This is a genomic window from Runella sp. (assembly GCF_027484545.1).
GTDB lineage: Bacteria > Bacteroidota > Bacteroidia > Cytophagales > Spirosomataceae > Runella.
In genome coordinates, this window is record NZ_JAIXST010000338.1 from 16,140 (window position 1) to 34,564 (window position 18,425).

General features: G+C 42.6%; 18 protein-coding genes. 3 read left to right on the forward strand and 15 right to left on the reverse strand.

Annotated elements, in window-relative coordinates:
• The first annotated feature begins 30 nt into the window (after nucleotides 1-30).
• Nucleotides 31-1,125, forward strand: coding sequence for an OmpA family protein (locus tag Q0081_RS30120; RefSeq protein ID WP_298362372.1), 1,095 nt, complete (start codon nucleotides 31-33; stop codon nucleotides 1,123-1,125).
• Between the two features lie 16 nt (nucleotides 1,126-1,141).
• Entirely contained in the window at nucleotides 1,142-1,585 is a 444-nt protein-coding gene (locus Q0081_RS30125) for a DUF6252 family protein (protein ID WP_298362375.1), read from the forward strand.
• Between the two features lie 92 nt (nucleotides 1,586-1,677).
• Here the strand turns inward: Q0081_RS30125 and Q0081_RS30130 are convergent, their stop codons facing one another.
• From Q0081_RS30130 to Q0081_RS30150, 5 genes are all read right to left on the reverse strand, one after another.
• Nucleotides 1,678-3,390 carry a GMC oxidoreductase gene (locus tag Q0081_RS30130; RefSeq protein ID WP_298362378.1) on the reverse strand — a complete coding sequence of 571 codons (1,713 nt, stop codon included), beginning with the start codon at nucleotides 3,388-3,390 and terminating at the stop codon, nucleotides 1,678-1,680.
• A gap of 53 nt (nucleotides 3,391-3,443) precedes the next feature.
• Nucleotides 3,444-3,974 (reverse strand): gluconate 2-dehydrogenase subunit 3 family protein, encoded by a 531-nt coding sequence (locus Q0081_RS30135; protein ID WP_298362381.1) that lies wholly within the window; start codon nucleotides 3,972-3,974, stop codon nucleotides 3,444-3,446.
• A gap of 261 nt (nucleotides 3,975-4,235) precedes the next feature.
• Nucleotides 4,236-5,558, reverse strand: coding sequence for a DEAD/DEAH box helicase (locus tag Q0081_RS30140; protein ID WP_298362384.1), 1,323 nt, complete (start codon nucleotides 5,556-5,558; stop codon nucleotides 4,236-4,238).
• Nucleotides 5,559-5,636: 78 nt separating this feature from the next.
• Nucleotides 5,637-6,476 carry an AraC family transcriptional regulator gene (locus Q0081_RS30145; RefSeq protein WP_298362387.1) on the reverse strand — a complete coding sequence of 280 codons (840 nt, stop codon included), beginning with the start codon at nucleotides 6,474-6,476 and terminating at the stop codon, nucleotides 5,637-5,639.
• 18 nt (nucleotides 6,477-6,494) lie between these two features.
• A complete protein-coding gene (locus tag Q0081_RS30150) occupies nucleotides 6,495-7,037 on the reverse strand; it encodes a cupin domain-containing protein (RefSeq protein WP_298362390.1) in 543 nt (180 codons plus the stop codon).
• 170 nt (nucleotides 7,038-7,207) lie between these two features.
• On the opposite strand from Q0081_RS30150, the gene Q0081_RS30155 reads away from it, so the two are divergent.
• Nucleotides 7,208-9,562 carry a right-handed parallel beta-helix repeat-containing protein gene (locus Q0081_RS30155; RefSeq protein WP_298362393.1) on the forward strand — a complete coding sequence of 785 codons (2,355 nt, stop codon included), beginning with the start codon at nucleotides 7,208-7,210 and terminating at the stop codon, nucleotides 9,560-9,562.
• A 110-nt stretch (nucleotides 9,563-9,672) separates the two neighbouring features.
• Here the strand turns inward: Q0081_RS30155 and Q0081_RS30160 are convergent, their stop codons facing one another.
• The 10 genes from Q0081_RS30160 to Q0081_RS30205 all read right to left on the reverse strand — a co-directional run bounded on the left by Q0081_RS30160 (nucleotide 9,673) and on the right by Q0081_RS30205 (nucleotide 18,347).
• On the reverse strand, nucleotides 9,673-10,374 hold the full coding sequence (locus Q0081_RS30160; protein ID WP_298362396.1) for a hypothetical protein: 702 nt from the start codon (nucleotides 10,372-10,374) through the stop codon (nucleotides 9,673-9,675).
• 46 nt (nucleotides 10,375-10,420) lie between these two features.
• A complete protein-coding gene (locus Q0081_RS30165) occupies nucleotides 10,421-11,266 on the reverse strand; it encodes a helix-turn-helix domain-containing protein (protein WP_298362399.1) in 846 nt (281 codons plus the stop codon).
• A gap of 75 nt (nucleotides 11,267-11,341) precedes the next feature.
• Nucleotides 11,342-11,878, reverse strand: coding sequence for a hypothetical protein (locus Q0081_RS30170; RefSeq protein WP_298362402.1), 537 nt, complete (start codon nucleotides 11,876-11,878; stop codon nucleotides 11,342-11,344).
• Nucleotides 11,875-12,489, reverse strand: a complete 615-nt coding sequence (locus tag Q0081_RS30175; protein ID WP_298362405.1) for a hypothetical protein — start codon at nucleotides 12,487-12,489, stop codon at nucleotides 11,875-11,877. The genes Q0081_RS30170 and Q0081_RS30175 overlap by 4 nt, the downstream gene beginning before the upstream one ends.
• Before the next feature lie 142 nt (nucleotides 12,490-12,631).
• A complete protein-coding gene (locus Q0081_RS30180) occupies nucleotides 12,632-13,012 on the reverse strand; it encodes a hypothetical protein (RefSeq protein WP_298362408.1) in 381 nt (126 codons plus the stop codon).
• A 68-nt stretch (nucleotides 13,013-13,080) separates the two neighbouring features.
• A complete protein-coding gene (locus tag Q0081_RS30185) occupies nucleotides 13,081-13,872 on the reverse strand; it encodes a helix-turn-helix domain-containing protein (protein ID WP_298362411.1) in 792 nt (263 codons plus the stop codon).
• A gap of 93 nt (nucleotides 13,873-13,965) precedes the next feature.
• Nucleotides 13,966-14,763 carry a queuosine precursor transporter gene (locus Q0081_RS30190; protein WP_298362414.1) on the reverse strand — a complete coding sequence of 266 codons (798 nt, stop codon included), beginning with the start codon at nucleotides 14,761-14,763 and terminating at the stop codon, nucleotides 13,966-13,968.
• 24 nt (nucleotides 14,764-14,787) lie between these two features.
• Nucleotides 14,788-16,881 carry a thioredoxin domain-containing protein gene (locus Q0081_RS30195; protein WP_298362417.1) on the reverse strand — a complete coding sequence of 698 codons (2,094 nt, stop codon included), beginning with the start codon at nucleotides 16,879-16,881 and terminating at the stop codon, nucleotides 14,788-14,790.
• A 32-nt stretch (nucleotides 16,882-16,913) separates the two neighbouring features.
• Entirely contained in the window at nucleotides 16,914-17,825 is a 912-nt protein-coding gene (locus tag Q0081_RS30200; RefSeq protein ID WP_298362419.1) for a hypothetical protein, read from the reverse strand.
• A 24-nt stretch (nucleotides 17,826-17,849) separates the two neighbouring features.
• The gene (locus Q0081_RS30205; RefSeq protein WP_298362421.1) at nucleotides 17,850-18,347 is read right to left on the reverse strand and encodes a GNAT family N-acetyltransferase; all 498 of its coding nucleotides are present in this window, start codon (nucleotides 18,345-18,347) and stop codon (nucleotides 17,850-17,852) included.
• Nucleotides 18,348-18,425: the final 78 nt, after the last annotated feature.

The window sequence follows — 18,425 nt, forward strand, 5'->3', positions numbered from 1 at the left end:
TTATCAAAATCTTAAATTAAACTATAACTCATGAAATATTATTCTCTTTTTACTTTATTAAGCTTTGTAGCCTCTTTAAGCTTTGCACAGGACTTCAAAACCTACAGCAAATTTGATTTTATCTCGGGCGAGAAAGTAGTGGCTTTTGAGGATTTTGCCCAAGCGGCCATCGGCGATTTTCCTGTAAAGTGGAATTCAAATGGAAGTGGCGAAATTGTGAAAATCGAAGGAAAAGAAGGTAAATGGTTGCAGCTCAATGATTCGACAATCTCTTTCCCTGATTTTATAAAAAACTTGCCCGAAAACTTTACGATGGAATTTAACTTAGCAGCCAATCCCGACCCTACTTACAAATATACGTTGCACCAACTTAATGTCGTGTTTACACCTGAGAACGACCCTGCTAAAATTTTCAGGCTAAACAATTCAAGCTTTGGTGCCTCCAATGTGGTTTTAATGCTTTACCCCAACAAAAGCAAGGGGTATTCTTCTCTCAATACTTTTGATGCCAGTCGTAAGCCCGTTATTAGAAACACTACCGATACAGACAAATTCTCTTTGTCGCTAAAACCGACTGTTAAAATTTCGATTTGGCGCCAGAAAACGCGTTTGCGAGTGTATTTTGATGAACAAAAACTGTGGGATATTCCGAGGGCATTTGAAGAAGGAGCTGCTTACAAAAAAGTAGTATTTGCGGTTCAGTCTTTTGGAAAAGGGCCGTATTATCTTTCAGAAATACGTTTGGCAGAAGGTGCACCAGACACCCGCAACAAGCTAATGACCGAAGGGAAGTTCATCACTACGGGCATTTTGTTTGACAGCAATTCGGACAAAATCAAACCGGAGTCTTACGGTATACTCAAACAGATAGCCGCTGTATTGCAGGAAAATCCAACCCTGAAAGTACGCATTATCGGGCATACCGATTCTGAAGGAGAAGAAGCCGAAAATTTAGACCTCTCCAAACGTCGTGCCGCTTCTGTCAAAGCAAATTTGACCGGTGAATTCGGCATCGAATCCGACCGCCTCCAAACCGACGGAAAGGGAGAAACTCAGCCTATAACCCCCAATACTACCCCCGAAGGTAAGGCCAACAACCGAAGAGTAGAGTTTATCAAAATGTAATTTTAAAACCATAAAAATGAAAAAACTATTTGTTGTATTTATCAGCTTGAATTTCATTGCGGCCACTTGTGGCAAAAAAGTAGAAGATGTAATCCCCACATTAGGAGCTGTTTCGATGAAGGTAAATGGTGCAAACTGGACAGGGCAAGTGATTGCAATTATGATTGACAATGAAAGCTTGGTAGTAAATGCCGTCAATCCTACGGTTAGCAATCAAGAAACGGTGGGTATTGTTGTGGGAAAAGTTACCCAAACAGGCACATACAAAGTGAAAGGTAGAACGGGGAATGCGTTTATTTTTTCGAGTAAAGCCATTACCTATTCGGGCATCGAAGATGGCGAAGTGACCGTAACGGCCATCAAAACGGCAGGTGGCAAGACCGTACCCAGCGGTACTTTTAAGGCCACCTGCATCGCTCCCAATGGCACAAAAATAGTGGTCACGGAAGGGAAGTTCTGAGCAGACTGTGAAAGTTTGAAACTAATCAATAAATAGACAAAAAAGGGCTGACAACCAGATGATTGTCAACCCTTTTGCTATTATTTACTTTCTTAGATATTCCCTTTCTTCTTCTCTTTTACGGCAAAGTCAGCAGCACGTGCCGTTAGCGCCATGTACGTCAGCGATGGGTTCACGCAGGATGAGGAAACCATAAAAGCACCGTCTGTTACGAATACGTTTTTACAGGCATGAACTTGGTTGTTACCGTTCAAAACCGACGTTTTAGGGTCACGACCCATCCGGGCGGTTCCCATTTCGTGAATCGCCATACCTAACCAAGAACCGCGATCGTTGGCTTTTACGTTCTTCACACCTGCTTTTTCGAGCATTTCAACGGCGTCATTGGCCATATCAACGCGCATTTTCTTCTCGTTTTCTCTCAACTCAGCATCAAATACGACCAATGGCATTCCCCATTTGTCTTTGTCTTTGGGGTCGAGATACATTTTATTGTCGTGGTGTGGCAAGGTTTCGCCAAAACCGCCCAAGCCCATGGACCATGGCCCCGGTTTAGTGAGTTCATCCTTAAAGTCTGCCCCGAAACTTAATTCGGCCACGTTGCGCTGCCAGCTGGCACGGCTTCCGCCACCTTGGTAACCAAATCCGCGCAGATAATCGCGTTTATCACTGCCGATGTTGCGGTAACGAGGCACATAGATACCGTTGGCACGACGACCGAAATAGTATTTATCATCGTCACCTTCCCATGTTCCGCTTGCTCCTATGCGGAAGTGGTGATCCATTAGGTTATGTCCTAACTCACCACTGTCATTTCCAAAACCGTTAGGGAAGCGATTGGAAGTTGAATTAAGCAATACAGCCGTTGAACCCAATGCCGAACCGCACACAAAGATTAATCCTGCATTGTATATTTTTTCTTCCATGGTCACGGCATCAATGATGCGTACGCCCGTGGCCTTCTTTTTGTTTTCGTCATAAATCAAATTGGTTACTACTGATTCAGGACGCAATGTCAACAAGCCCGTTTTTACTGCCGGTGGCAATGTACACGACTGCGTACTGAAATAGGCACCAAACGGGCAACCCAAAGCACATTTGTTACGGTATTGACAGGCAGCACGACCGTTATTGATTTGAACCTGAGTAGGTTTCGACAAGTTGGCCACCCGCCCAATCGTCATCGTACGACCCGGAAATTCTTTCTCAATACGTTTACGTACTTCTTTTTCCACGCAATACATGTCCATTGGCGGCAAAAATTCGCTGTCTGGCAATTGGGGCAAACCCAATTTTTCGCCCGAGATACCTGCAATTTTTTCTACGTAGCTGTACCAAGGCGCAATGTCTTTGTAACGAATCGGCCAGTCAACAGCAATTCCGTCTTTAAGGTTGGCTTCAAAATCAATGTCACTCAACCGATACGACTGACGACCCCACATGATGGATTTCCCTCCGACAATATTGGGACGAAACCAGTCAAAACGTTTTACTTCTTTGTACAATGAATCCGAATCATTCATCCAATATTTTTCCGACATCTCATTGTAGGGATAGTCACGGCTCAATTTTGGATGGGATTCTTTTTGGTCCGTGGTCAACCGACCGTTGTAATTGGATTGCCAAGGATCTTTCATGGCGTTTTCGTAGCCCGTTACGTGCTCCAACTTGTGCCCTTTTTCAAGCATCAATACACGCAATCCTTTTTCTGTCAATTCTTTAGCTGCCCAGCCACCGCTAACTCCTGAGCCAATGACGATGGCATCGTAAGTCATTTCTTTTTGTGCATCTATATTAAGGTACATTTCTTTTGCTGATTGTAAGGTAAAAAATAATTACTCCCCATTGGGGCAGGGGGCTAAAGTGCCCACGCTTTTTGTCCTGGCTTCAATGGAACACAGCCTTCAAAACGGCCTGGAATAGGCAGGTATTCCAACGCCTTGGTGGCTCCGATTTCGGAAGTAAAATAGCCGGTTACCGTCAATTCTTTCATCCGAAGAAAGAAAGGCTTATTGCTCGCAGTCAGGGCTTTTACAGCGTCATTTTTTTGTTTGGCATCCAATTCCACAAAACTTTTACCGAAAGAAGAACGACTATCTGTGTTGAGTTGAGTGAGGCCCGAATAGAATTTTTCCTGATCGTCTTTGGGATAACAATCGCGCATAACGCGGACGATAAACTTCTCAACCCCAGCGGCTTTTGCTCCGGGAGTGGAAGTAGTTGGAATGATGACGTCGGCTAAATCAGCCAACAACGCCTCCTGTTCGGCAGTAACGGGTACGCTTTCTCCAAAGTTAAGTATTTGGCCATTCACTCCTGCCATGGCAGGAACTGAAATCATGCCCCCCAAGAGGAGCGCAACGTGCTGGATAGCATCTCTACGGTTCATGTTGTGTTACGGGTGGTTAAAGCTATATAAAGTACTGTCGTCAAAATTCTTACTAATTCCTCTGCTAAAAAAGTACACAGAGATAATAATGGTTACTGACCGATTTAAAAAGCATGGACAAATTGGGTTTGAATCGATTGGCAGAAAACATGATAAACTGGAAGTAACTGCTTTAAATTCACGTAACTATAAACGTAGAAACAAGGAAAATGTTTGAAAATTTAAGGTTAGGCCGCTCTTACAATCCGTAACAGTTATACCTTACCGTGCCACTTCAATCTTATACTTCTTCCCTTTCATTTTCTCATCCCTGATTTTCCCCAGCAATGACTTAATTTTTGAACGTTTGACGGCGGCAAAAGAGATAAAATCCTTGACTTCGATCAACCCTAAGTCTCCTTTTTCAAGTTCGCCTTTTTGAGAAAAGAAGCCCACAATATCCACTTTATTGATCTTGTTTTTCTTGCCACCGCTGATATAAATTGTTACAAATTCGGGTGGGTTGGGTAAGGGGTTATTTTTCGGAAGTTCGATAACTTCCAACGATTCTTCCAAGTAGCCGGGTCGAGGTTCGTCCTGATGAACAATCAAATAGGAAGTACCAGAAGCGTGCATTCGGGCAGTACGGCCATTTCTGTGCACAAATTCGTGCTCATGCAAAGGTAAATGATAATGAATGACGTGTTTCATTTCGGGAATATCCAAGCCACGTGCTGCCAAATCGGTCGTAATCAAGTAATTGACACTGCCGTTCCTAAACTGAATCAACGCTTTTTCGCGGTCGTCCTGATTCATACCGCCGTGGTAAAACGTGGCAAAAATACCTTCGTGATTCAAGAAATCGCTGGTACGTTCGGCGGCCTCGCGGTGATTACAAAAAATCAAAGCGGATTCCGAATTCAGTGAGCAAATCAAGTCAAACAGCGTATACACTTTATCCTTTTCTTCTGAAATCACCACCTTCATTTCTAAGGCGGTTTTTTCTTCGTTTTCAGGAATAAAATTTAAAATTTTGGGAGAAGTCATCCCTACAAACCCAGGAATTTCAATGCCTGAAGTAGCCGAGACCAACACTCTTTTGGTAAGATTACTTAAACCCCCGATGATAAAAGACATTTGCTCCTGAAAGCCCATTTCCAGCGATTTGTCAAACTCATCCAAAATCAACGTTTGGATACCGTCTAAAGCAAACGAATTTCGGGAAATATGATCGGCAATTCGACCGGGTGTACCTATCAATACCGCAGGCGGGTGGCTCAAATTATGAATTTCGGTTCCCATGGCGTGTCCGCCGTAGCACACATTTACTTTAAAACCCGTTCCCATTTTTTTCCAAACCTGTTCGATTTGAATGGCCAATTCGCGCGAAGGGGTCAAAATCAAACACTGCACCGACGTTTTCCCGGGTTGAAGCAATTGCAAAACAGGCAAAAGAAACGCCAAGGTCTTGCCGGACCCCGTTGGTGCCAATAAAAGCAAATTAGTGTCGTGCGAAATGGCTTTCTGAGCCGCTTCCTGCATCGGATTCAGGGCCTCGATGCCCAGGTTTGAAAGAATTTGTGAAGGTTGTTGATTATTTTCCATTCGGTAAAGGTACGCCCTTACCTTGGGATTTGAAATTTGAATGTTTGCTGTGGGCGATAGGAAGGTTGCAAGTACTGATTACGTCTCCACCTTCCCAAAAGCCCGTTCCGGAGACTGGCTTTCTTTCAAAAAGAAGGCATTGGGTGTCAGATTGGTAAATTCTTTAAAGTCTCGCACCAAGTGTTGATAATCATAATAACCCAAATCAATGGCAACGCTCAACCAATCTTTGTCAGGTTGAGCATTTTTGATTTTCATCGCATTTTCAAAACGCGCAATACGAGTGTATAACTTTGGACTTACGCCCTCGCGTTCAACAAATTGGCGATAAAATTGCCGCTGACACAAACAGGCCTGATCGGCTAACCAATCCAATGAAACCGAAGAAGGATTTCGCAGAATTAACCGACTTACTTTGTCAATGGGGCGTTCTTCTTTTTTGGATTTTCGGATTAAATAAAGGAGAAAGTTTTCTACGACATCAATCATCTCCGTATAATGACGGGTGTAGCTCAGGCGCTCGTTAACCAACTTGATTTCGTTAGAAAATACATCTTCCGCATCCACAAATCGGTTAGTCAACTCGTGCGCAGGAATGCCGGTTAGGCGAAACAAGGCACCCGGTTGAAATTGCACCTGAAAAACCATAAAATCACGCCCCACGTGACGGTTAGTAGCAATCGAATGTTGTCCATATAAACGCGAGCGTGCACTTTCTATCAATTTTCCATCAAACCCGTATTCTACCTTTTCGGAATCTTTTGGAAAAAACGACAGGCAGTTTTCGGCACGTGGCCAATAGGATTTAACAGGCAACACCTTCATGGAAGTCGGAAACTCACAACCGACAATCTGCAATAACCTCACGTATTCGCGCAAGGCCGGGCCGGGAAGTCGATAATCATAAATGGCTACCATTGTTCGAGCAGTTTAAGTTTATTTTAAGGATAATCCCGGGCCTAAAACTGTCATACCGTGCACTTCGTGAATTTTTTCGGCTTGTTCTTTGGTCGGAGGCCCTTTTAATTCGTTCATTTTCAGGAAAAACTCTTCCATTTTGCCGGCAGGCTGTACGTAATAAATGATTTTACTTTTTTCCGAAAGCTGTATCCAGGTATGAGGTACTTTTCGAGGGGCGAAAACCGTATCTCCTGCCTTCACGGTAAATTTTTCATCGCCTACCTGAAACAAAAAATCTCCTTCAATGATAGAAAAAATCTCATCCTGATCGTGGTGTACGTGCAAAGACGGCCCTACTTTCTCGTTGCCAATATACTCAAAAACAGCCAATTGACCATTCGTATCTTTACCCGAAATTTTAACATCATTCGGATTGACACCTTTATAGGGCGTATGAATGCCAAAGCGGGCATCACCGGCTTTGACGACAAAAGGTTTTGAGTTTAACATTGACAAAGATGGAAACTTAGTCAATGGCAGCATTAACGGAGCTGCAAATAAGAAGCTTCTGCGTTGCATGATTTTGGGTTGTTTGTTCGACAAAATTCCAAAATCAAACGCAGGCCTTGGTGGGAAAAAATGGACATTTTTTGACGCTTCTGCCTGATTTATACTAACATTGGTAAATTATTAACGATTGATGCTTTTTTACTTACCACTATCCCTTATTCTGCTTTTAAAAACTGCCCATGAATGTATTCAAAATAGTTTTCCTACTCAGTTTTGTATGTATTGCTTTCACTTCTGCCGGGCAAATAACCTTTTTCGTCTCTCCTACCGGCAATGATAGCAACATCGGCACTCTGCAAAAGCCTTTCAAAACGATAGCCCAAGCACTCGTTCGGGCCAAACAGGCCAAAGAAAAAAACGTAAAAATACAATTGAGAGATGGGACGTATTATGAAAGCAAAACCCTTGTATTAAATGCGAAAGAGGGTTTATTTTCTTCTTTGGAAATCACCAACTACCAAAACGAAAATGCAATCATTGACGGAGGCCAAAAGTTAAACCTCTCGTGGAAGCCTTTTGAAAAAGGTATTTATCAGGCAGTTGTCCCACCAACTATTTCCTTTGAACAGCTATTCATCAACGGTCAACTACAGCACTTAGCGCGTTATCCCAACTACGACGCCAACGCCCGCGTATTTCACGGCACAGCCGCTGATGTCATTTCGCCTGAAAGAGTCAAAACGTGGAAAAATCCTACAGGCGGTTACGTACATGCACTCCATTCGGGGGAATGGGGCGGCTTTCATTATTTGATTACGGGGAAAGATGAAAAAGGAGAGTTGAAATTGGAAGGCGGTTGGCAAAACAATCGCCCTGCTCCCATGCACAAACAGCATCGTTTTGTAGAAAATATTTTCGAAGAATTGGACGTTCCCGGGGAATGGTATTTTGACAAATCAAGCCGAACTCTTTACTTTTTTCCGCCTACCAACCTCCATCTTCCAACGGCTTTGGTGGAAGTTTCTACGCTTAAAAATGTCATTGAATTGCACGGAACGCCCGAACAACCTTTGCGCAATGTTCATCTAAAAAATCTTCATTTTGTCCATACTGAGCGCAGTTTTATGGACACCAAAGAACCCTTGGTTCGCAGTGATTGGACGTTTTACCGAGGCGGAGCCGTGCTTTTTGACGGTACCGAAAACTGCAAAATCACCGATTGTGAATTCTCAAATTTAGGAGGAAATGCCATTGTGTTAAGCAATTACAATAAAAATGATACCATCAGCGGTTGCTACATTCACCACATTGGGGCGAGTGCGGTAGCGTTTGTGGGAGATTCCAAAGCAGTACGCTCTCCTTCTTTTCGCTATGAACTTTCGATTCTTTACGAAAAACTGGACAAAACGCCGGGACCGCAAACCAACAATTTCCCGCAGGAATGCACGGTATCGGATAACCTAATCCACGACGTGGGGCAAATGGAAAAACAGGCTACGGGGGTACAAATTGAACTGTCGGCTTCGATTTTGGTGAGTCATAACAGCATTTACAACACGCCGAGGGCGGGTATCAACATCGGCGACGGGGCTTGGGGAGGACATATCTTAGAGTTCAACGACGTATTTAACACTGTTTTGGAAACGGGCGACCACGGCGCGTTCAACTCCTGGGGGCGCGACCGATTTTGGTACGCCAATCGTCACTACATGGACAGCCTCGTCGCTGTGCATCCTGAGTTAATATTGTTAGATGCTCAAAAACAGACCATTATCCGTAACAACCGCTTTCGTTGCGACCACGGCTGGGACATTGATTTGGACGACGGCTCCTCCAATTACCACATCTACAACAACGTTTGCCTCAACGGCGGCCTCAAACTTCGCGAAGGTTTTTACCGAAAAGTAGAGAATAACATCATGGTCAATAATTCCTTTCACCCGCACGTTTGGTTTAAAAACAGCGGGGACGAATTCAGGAATAACATTGTCATGAAAAAATATTACCCGATACAAATCAAAGAGTGGGGTCCTGCCATTGACCAAAATCTGTTCCCGGATTCTTCCGCTTTGACATTGGCCCGCAAAAACAATACGGATGAAAATAGCGTCATCGGTAATCCTTTGTTTGTCAATACTTCAACAGGTGATTACACTGTAGCTTCCACTTCCCCTGCTTTTATAATCGGTTTCAAAAACTTTCCGATGAATGAGTTTGGCGTACAAAAGCCAGCTTTGAAAAAGTTGGCTTTGCATCCTCCAATTCCAACCCTACTCAACGCCCAATCCCTTTCCGGAAAAACCTCAACGGTCTCCTTTTTAGACGGAACCCTCAAAAACGTGGAGGGATTGGGCGATCGTTCAGCTTACGGATTGCCCGATGAAACGGGAATTATTGTTCTCTCTACGGGTAATGGATTACTGAAAAAGTCAAGCTTACAGGAAAAAGATGTCATTCGAACGGCTGACAGAAAGGCAGTCAAAAACATAAACGAATTGCTGGATATTTATCAGGAAATCAACTGGCATGGCAAAATAGACCTTGAAGTTCTTCGCAATCAGCAGCTTATGAAGTTGGTGTTACTTCTAAAATAAGGACATTTTCTTAAAAAAATATCCAAAAAAAGCTTTTCGGTCTTCTTAGGCCTTATTGGCGTTCTCACCGCAAGGCAACTTTTTGGTGAAGTTGTTAAAAATCGTTGAAATTACCCTTTCCCAAAGAAAAAATGCCAAATGCTGTCTAACAACGCTTGATTCCCAAAAAATAAATACGCAACGCTGCCCAAATGAGTGACGTAATACCCAAGGCTGATAAGGTAAGGTGTATAGATTTTTCGAGTACGCCATTCGAGGAGAAGGAATAGGGCAAACAAGGCAAAAATGGTTTCTAAGGCCGGGCCCTGAATACGGGCAAACGCCGGGCCAACGAAACCTATAATCGTCATGACCATAAATCGAGCGTGGTAAGCGGGCTTTTTGCGATAATAAATTGCTAAACCATACATGACCACAAACACAATAGGGTCAAGCAGATTGGAGGCAAAAACCGGGAGGCTTTTTTCTCTGAGTTGTTCCTGACGAACAATCAATACAAAGGACAGTATCATCAGGGCCACCAATCCGTACGAAATTTTGCCCAACAGGCGGTGCCAATTGAGTTGTTTTTTAAGAATCAAAATCGGCTGCACAATGAGCATCAGCAACCATGCCATGATCATTAAAGCATGAAAGTGAGTAACCCACGTAATGGTAATCGGCACATTACCGATTGGGCTAACAACGCCCTCAAAGTCGGGGAATTCACCGAAATAGCTTTGGTAAAAGCAATAAATAACCAATACCGTAAAAATGCAAAGTAATAAGGCAGAAAGCGGTAGGTTTTTTCCATAAGGCCATTTTTTCTTCAAAAATCTTGCCTTTTAGGAGGATATTGGTGGTAAAAAAACGACCAATTTATCGAGTAGGGATGTGGTCGGTGACGATTCCCAATACACGCTCGGGTGAATTTTTCTCCGCCTGCATCATTACATTGGGCGTGACGCCTGCAAACTGTTTGAAATCTTTGACCAAATGTTGGTAATCGTTATACCCTGTTTGAAGCGCAATACTTAGCCAATCAAGCGATGGATTGATTTGTTTGAGCGAAAATGCCTTGTCAAAACGACTGATACGCGCCAAAAATTTAGGACTGACACCCATTCTTTCCATAAATTGCCTTTCCAATTGCCGTGGACTCCAACAAGCTTGGCTCGCCAGCCAGTCCAATGAAAAACGGGTTGGATTTTCGACCAACAACTGCCCTATTGTACTCACCGGATTGGTGACTATTTTACTTTTTTGGACTTTCTTCCAAAGGTACGCTTCGGCAATGTTGATAATCTGTTGGTAGGCCCCTGCATTAGCCATCTGTTCATTGACAGTCTTAATTTCGTTGCCGATCACGCTTTGCGCATCTACATATTGATCCGTAATCAACGCCAACGGAACGCCGAAAATCCGATACATTGCCCCCGGATGAAATACCACTTTGAGCATCATATAATCGTTAGTAATGTGTAGATTCAGTCGCGATACTTGCTGCCCCGATAAGTAGCAGGCAGTACGGTTAACTATCTCGTCCGTATGCTGATTCACACTCGTGAGTGTAGTTCGGGGATTAAAGGTCAGGCATTGTTCCGGGCATGGCGGGTAGGGTTTCATAAACGAAGCCTCACTCTGCCCCACTTTAAAATGCAGCAATAGGTATCTTTTGACAAACGGTTTTAAGTAAGGCGAAGGTAAGATATGTTCAAAAACCATAGCATCAAATAACGACTGATGATTTTAAAAGTACAGCCTAAAATGCTATTTATCAATCATTTGAAAAACAATTGATTAAACGGTAATTTTTGAAATTGACTTTGGAACAAAGGCTGCCAAAGTTACCAACACAAAACCCAAAATAGAAAACCACTCCCTGCTCTGAAAATTCTTGATTACTTGCGGGTGCATTTCATTGACTTTTGCCACTTGCTCGGCGGTAAGGTGCTGAAAATCTAAGGTTTCGATGTAGCGATTGATGGGGATCTGTTGATTGCCAGTCAGGAGTACATCGGCTATAAATAGTCCCAACGCACCTAAAATTAACCAAAATGACGGTGTTCGCCATTTTTTGATAAACAACAAAATGGTCAACACATAGCCCCACAAGATAATGGGGCCGAATACTCCCATGCGCACTCGCATAAATCCGTCGGTAATTTGCCAAGATTTGGCCCAATCTACCGAATTCATCAAATCGCCTTTGGCATTGATAATCCCAAAAACCAACGGGTTTATCATGCCCGAAAAATGTAACCCTGCGTAAATGCCCGAAATAAGAATGAGCAAATACAGCGCAACGAGGCGGATGGAGTTGATAAGTAGTATCATTGTGTAGTAAATTGGATTGAAGAAAGTTCTTTACTTCTTTGCCAAACCGCTATGCCCAATGCTATCCACGGAATACCCCAAAGCCCAATGACAGGAGCAGGTCTTGCACCAGTTAGAATAACTAACGGAAACATAAAAAGAAAAGGAAAACAACCTGCAATTAAAGGAATATAGCGTTTCCAGCCACTCCAAATTTTGGTTTTCAAGCTGGCAATTCCTACGAGTATCATGCCTAATCCACTCAAAAATGCTCCTAATGGGGCAAATGGCAAGGGCATCCAACCACCTAAAAAATAAGATACTGCACCTGCCATTGATACAAAAAGAAAATTTCGTTTTGTGCCAAAGCCCGTTGGTTCGCCTACTTTCCAAAGTGAGTAAGCCCCAATAAACAGAAAAATGGTGGAAATAGTTAGCACCCAGAATTTTAGAGTTAATGGCAGTTTATCATCAATCAAATAGAGAAAAGGAAGTATCGTCTTCCCTTTTAAAGGCTCATCAACGGCATTTAAAAACCAAAAAGGAATGCCAAAATATATAAACCCTACGCCCATGCCCATGAAGCCGACCGCTGCTCGCTGCATATACTGAATTTTTGTTTCGTTTGTCATTTTGTGTTTATAATTTAGATTTGTTGATTCGGGTCAAGAAAAAGGGTGTAAGGCAAAGAGAAAGGAAACTGATAGTGCTATGAATAAATCGTTCATCAAAATTTGCAATTGCCTTCTTTTGAAATTCAGCCAGTTGTTTGGTTTACTGTTCGGTTATGGTCTGCAAATCCAATTCGTTGATAAATGCGTTGATGGGCAATTGTTCGCGAAACGTAAAATTTATGTCAAGGGCAAAAGCAGCAAAAGCCAAGACTAGAAAAAGGAAGGTCAAACTTTTCCAGTTTTTCACGAACAATAAAATCGTTATGGCAAATAGTATCATCATGGCAGGACCCATAATAGCCATTCGAGTGTGCATAAAAGTCCCATCCACTATTTTCCAATATCTGGCATATTCAATGGGTGTGAGCTGTGTTTCGACAGGGCAAATTTTGTGGTTGAAAAGCATGCCTGCGTAAAAACCAACAAGTACCAGAATCAAGTAAAGGAATAGTTTTTGAACAGTTTTGAAGATTACTATCATTTTTGCGATTATTTTTTGCAAAAATGAGGAGAAGTTACGGGCGAAGCATAGTAAAAAAACGACATGATTTAGTAAATAATCGCATTTTCAAAATCAAAATGGGTCGGAACGAGCCCTGTAAACATTTTAAAATCTCGAAGCAAGTGATTTTGGTCAAAATAGCCACAATCGTAGGCAATTTTCAGCCAACTGTCTTTGGTATTTTGGTTTCTCATTTTCATAATTTGGTTGAAACGAATAATTCTGCTGAACAATTTTGGTGTTACACCTGTGCGTTCCAGAAATTTTCGTTCAAATTGTCTGCCGCTTAAACAAGCCTCATCTGCTAACTTATCTAAGGAAAAACCGCCAATTTGCTTACCCATTTGTTGCATAACTGAGTCAATTGGCAATTTATCAAATCTGTAATTAACGACTTTCTTCAATAAAAATAGCTCAGAAAACTTAACCATTTCCTCAAAACTTTTGGCGTTGAGTATCTGCTCTCTTAATTCTTTGATGGGGCTACCCAAAACCAACGTAGATTCAACCCAACTATTCTCAAATACGGTCATTGGAATGCCGAATAAGCGATAAAAGCCACCTGTCTGAAAGATGATTTTAAACATCAAATAGTTGTTAGGTACCATCATATCTATGCGGCTGATCGATTGCCCAATGATAATATTATCAGGCGGGGATTGAACAACTGTCCCCTCTTTTGATAAGGCAATGGGAGGGCTTTTTGGGTAGAAATAAATTGCCTGCTCGGGCGTAGGTGTATTCGAGCGTGGTACAGGATTTGAATGAGATACATACAAATACCAATATGCTTTTACAAAAGGCCGCAAGGCCGGATGTGGCGGTAAAATTTGAACCATGGTAAGGCGGGGTCTATTTTTTAAAAATAGACCAAAAGCCCCTGATTTTCAAAAGAAAGGCAATTAATTGATTAAACGGTAACCGATGCTATACTACACCGCCGTAAAACTGATTCCTGCGGCTTCATCGGCCAACTGACGGGCATTTTCTTTGCCCAAGTAGTTGTCAATTAAATAATGAGCTATGTACAAAACCGGAGTTGTTAATAAAGCGATGCACCCTTTATAAATGTAATTGATGCTACCGACTTGCACGATTTGCGTCACCGACCAATTGCCGAATAAATAGAAGGCAATAAAAATGACGACGAAGCTATCCACCAATTGCGAAAACAGCGTGGAGCCCGTGGCTCGCAACCAAATGTATTTACTTCCCGTACGACGGCGCAGCCAGGAAAAAACAGTCACGTCCAATAACTGTCCAATCAAAAACGCGACAATGGAGCCAATCATGATACCCAAACCTTGTCGAAATATGGCATTAAATGCGCCGTCTATATTCATGGTATTACCAAGGCTGTCTTTGCTGTTTACTTCCAACCAAAATTGCGCAGGAGGCAGCGAAGTGGTTGAGTAAATCACGATGTACATGTAGGCAATAAACCCCGCCGTCAGGTACGAAATACGACGAACGCCTTTTTTGCCAAAATATTCGTTGATGATGTCGGAAGTAATAAAAACAATGGGCCAATTGACCACCCCCGCCGACATATTGAAATCCAGTTTTGTGCCAAATAAAGGCAATTGAGCCGGGGCAACTCCCAGAAGGGCTTCGACCGAGAAAATTTTCACTCCAATGATTTCGGCAATGAGCGCGTTGGTCAAAAAAAGACCGCACAAAAACAAAAACAAGAATTGTTTTTTCTGTTCAAAGGTAGCAGTAGAAGACATAAAGTGGGTTGTATACGTTAATTTCTATCCGTTGAGGGTATTTAATTGCGTCCAAACATCATTTATGGTATGAACCGGCAAATTACAGGTTTTGTTAAAACATACGTAAATTGTTGTCAAATCATTCTTCGCAGTGCGTTCCTGCAACAGAGGTAAGTCAGACCTTGTCTGAGTTCCTACCACTATTTTATTAGGGACAAAACGGGATTCCAGTTCTTTTCGGAGGGCATCAGCTTCTTTGCCCACGATGGCAATCTCAGCGGTCGGCTGCGTACGCAACGCGTACAAAGCCGCCCAATTGGTCACCCATTGCACATCAGTCAAAAGCGCACGTTTCATCTTCAAAAGCATCCAATCGGCCAGTTTTACGTAGTCTCCATGGTCAAAAATAGTGCCCAGCCAATACAGATTTTGCGCCATAAGTGAGTTGGAAGCAGGAATCACATTATCAAACACCTCTTTTTTTCGAGCAATCAAGTCTTCGGCATTACTATCTGTAAAGTAAAACAGTTCATCTTCAGCATCGTAAAAATTTTCCACCACGTAGGCGGTCAATTTTAAGGCTTCGTCCAGCCATTCTTCTTGAAAAGTAGCTTGATACAACCCAATGTAGGCATCCACTACGGTCGCATAGTCTTCCAAAAAGCCCACAATCGTTGCTTTGCCGTTTTTATAATTGTGCCAAAGCTGTTGGTTAGACGTCATTTTCTCTTTCAGAAAACGGGCATTATTCAACGCCAGCGTTTTGAATTTTTCTTCTCCAAAAGCACGGTAAGCGTCCGTTAAGCCTTTCAGCATCAATCCATTCCATGAAGCCAGTATTTTATCATCCAATCCCGGACGTATTCTGCTTTCGCGGGCGATGAAGAGTTTTTGGAGGGCATTTTTATATTGAATCCCTCCCCAACCCTCCGTGCGACGGTCCGACCCTATAAGGGAGGGGGACAAAGTAACTCCCTTCCCCTCAGAGGGTGAAGGGTTGGACGGTATGCCGCGCGGGAAGAGGGTTACCAAATGCAAATGATTATACCCATGCTCCCAGTTTCCGGAGGCTCTGATATTATATAATTTAGAAAACCACTCAAAATCGTCCCCCAATATTAACTTCAATTCTGACTGTGTCCAAATATAGAATTTCCCTTCTACGCCCTCACTGTCAGCGTCTAAAGCAGAATAAAAGCCTCCTTCGGCACTTGCCATTTCGCGTTCGAGCCAATCAATCGTTTCGTATACGCGGCTTTTGTAGAGTTCGTTTTTTGTCAGGGTGTAAGCTTCCGAATAAATACTCAACAATTGCCCGTTGTCGTACAGCATTTTCTCAAAGTGAGGAATAAACCACTCGTCATCTACCGAATAGCGCGCCCAACCACCCCCTACGTGGTCGTAAATTCCGCCTAATGCAATCCGATTTAAGCTTAGTTCGATATGGCGTAACGCTTCGGGGTTTTGAGTAAGGGCATAATAGCGCAGTAAAAACTTATAAATCGAAGGCATCGGAAACTTGGGGGCTCGGTCCATCCCTCCTTTTTCCGTATCGAAATGTTGTTTCATTTTTTCAAACATTTCGTGCAAATCATCTATCGAAGGAACGGCTTCTCCTCTCTCCTGTCCCGGATACAAATCGTATTTTTCGGATTCTTTGATGAGCATATTGCTCGTAAATCCTTCCGCTGATTTTACAAGATCATCGTGATGATTTTCAAACGCATTTTTGACACTACGCAACAGTTGAACCCAATTTTGAGCCGGCAAATAGGTGACCCCATAAAAAGGCTTGGCATCGGGCATCAAAAAAACATTCAGCGGCCAACCGCCGCGCGTACCCATTGCCTGCAAAGAGTCCATATAAATTGCATCCACGTCGGGACGCTCTTCTCTATCCACTTTGATGCACACAAAATCGGCATTCATCACCTCCGCAACTTGCTCTTTTTCAAAGCTTTCACGCTCCATGACGTGGCACCAATGGCACGCCGAATAGCCGATACTGACCAAAATAGGCTTGTTTTCGGTACGGGCTTTGGTCAAAGCCTCTTCCCCCCACGGATACCAATCCACGGGATTATGAGCGTGTTGCTGTAAGTAAGGTGATGTTTCGTGTATGAGGCGATTGGGCATGGCTAACAATGGGTGAATGGTAAGATACTTAGTTAATATTCAATTTCGGCTGCCATCAAAAAATTGACATTTTTATACCGGTCTTCAAATTCAGGTTTAACTGCTTTAAATTCGTCTAAGCGAACCCATTTATCTTTAAAACTTTGCCAAGAATAACACCCTTCCAATTCTTTATTGCTTCCAATACTCATCGTAATCGTGTGCGTTTCTTTCTTAGTTTTTCCATCAGCATATTTTACTGAAACAGTCTCTTTTTTATAAGCATATACATCAGTAGGTAACAATTGAAATCCAACAAAGAAACCATTTTCAGGAAGTTGCAAGTCATATTGGCTTACATCTACCTCAAACCACTTGCGTTTGTCAGATTGTACTACTACTACTTCGGGAAGCAATTCTCGCCCGGGAGCGCCGGAAGCAATTACTTCATATAATTTCACTCGAAAAGGGACGCGATGTCCACCATCAAATCCAAGCACAAAATTATCAATGTAATAACGCACTTTTTTAATTTTACCTACTTGTTTATCAGGGTTTTGAATCTGAAAAGCGGCCTGCATCCCGGGCGCAAAACTCCATCCCATTTTACTGCCTTTTTGCCCACCCCACCATTCGCGTTTTAAGGCATTTTTGACCTTTACTTCCGCTAATTGAAGTGCCACTGCCTGCAACTGTACCTCGGATTTACTTTTAAGTTGCGCAGCTGAAAATTTTGCACTTCGATAACTCAAACAAAGAAAACTGACGGAATCACTTTCGTTCAAATCAATTTCAATAACGCCATTTTCATCTGCATTGTAAATCTTGAGGGTAGGAGAAACTACCACCGTTGCAAAAGAGACAGGCTCTTTACCTGATTTTATTTGCCCTTTCCACTGAAAACTTTGTTGGGCACTAACACTCAATGAAGCCGACCAGAAATAGATTAAAATTCTGTAATACATTCGAATAGGTAAAAAATGAGAATATCACAATTTCTTCTCCATAATAAAATCTTCCATCAGAAAACCGTCACCGATGTCAATATCCTCATTACCAACTACTTTGAAGCCTACTTTTTCGTAAAATCCAACGGCTTTGTTGTAACGGTTGACGTTAAGCAAAAGTGACTCATTCCTATTTTCGACGGCTATTTCACCCACCCGATTGATAAGTGCCGCTCCTACTCCCTTTCCCTGACTGGCAGGAAGCAAATAGATTTTATGAATTTTAGTTTTTGGCAAACCATTGTAATTCAGCTCATAAGAAGCGTAGCCCAAGTAACCGCTTTCGTCTTTAGCAATCAAGAAAACGTGTCCTTTTTCCTGAATTTGGCTCGTCAACGAAGGGATGCTGTACATCCAATCCAACATGTAATTGATTTGTTTTTCGGAGAGAATTTCCCAAAAAGTAATTGGCCAAGTTTCGTGAGCGATACGATTGATTTCGGGCAAATGGGCTTCCTCGGCAATACTAATCTCTACCATTGTAAGTCGTAAGGGTTTTCTTTAAAACAGATTTTACCCTCCAAAGTTCCGATATAAAGTTGTCTACTTAGTAAAGTG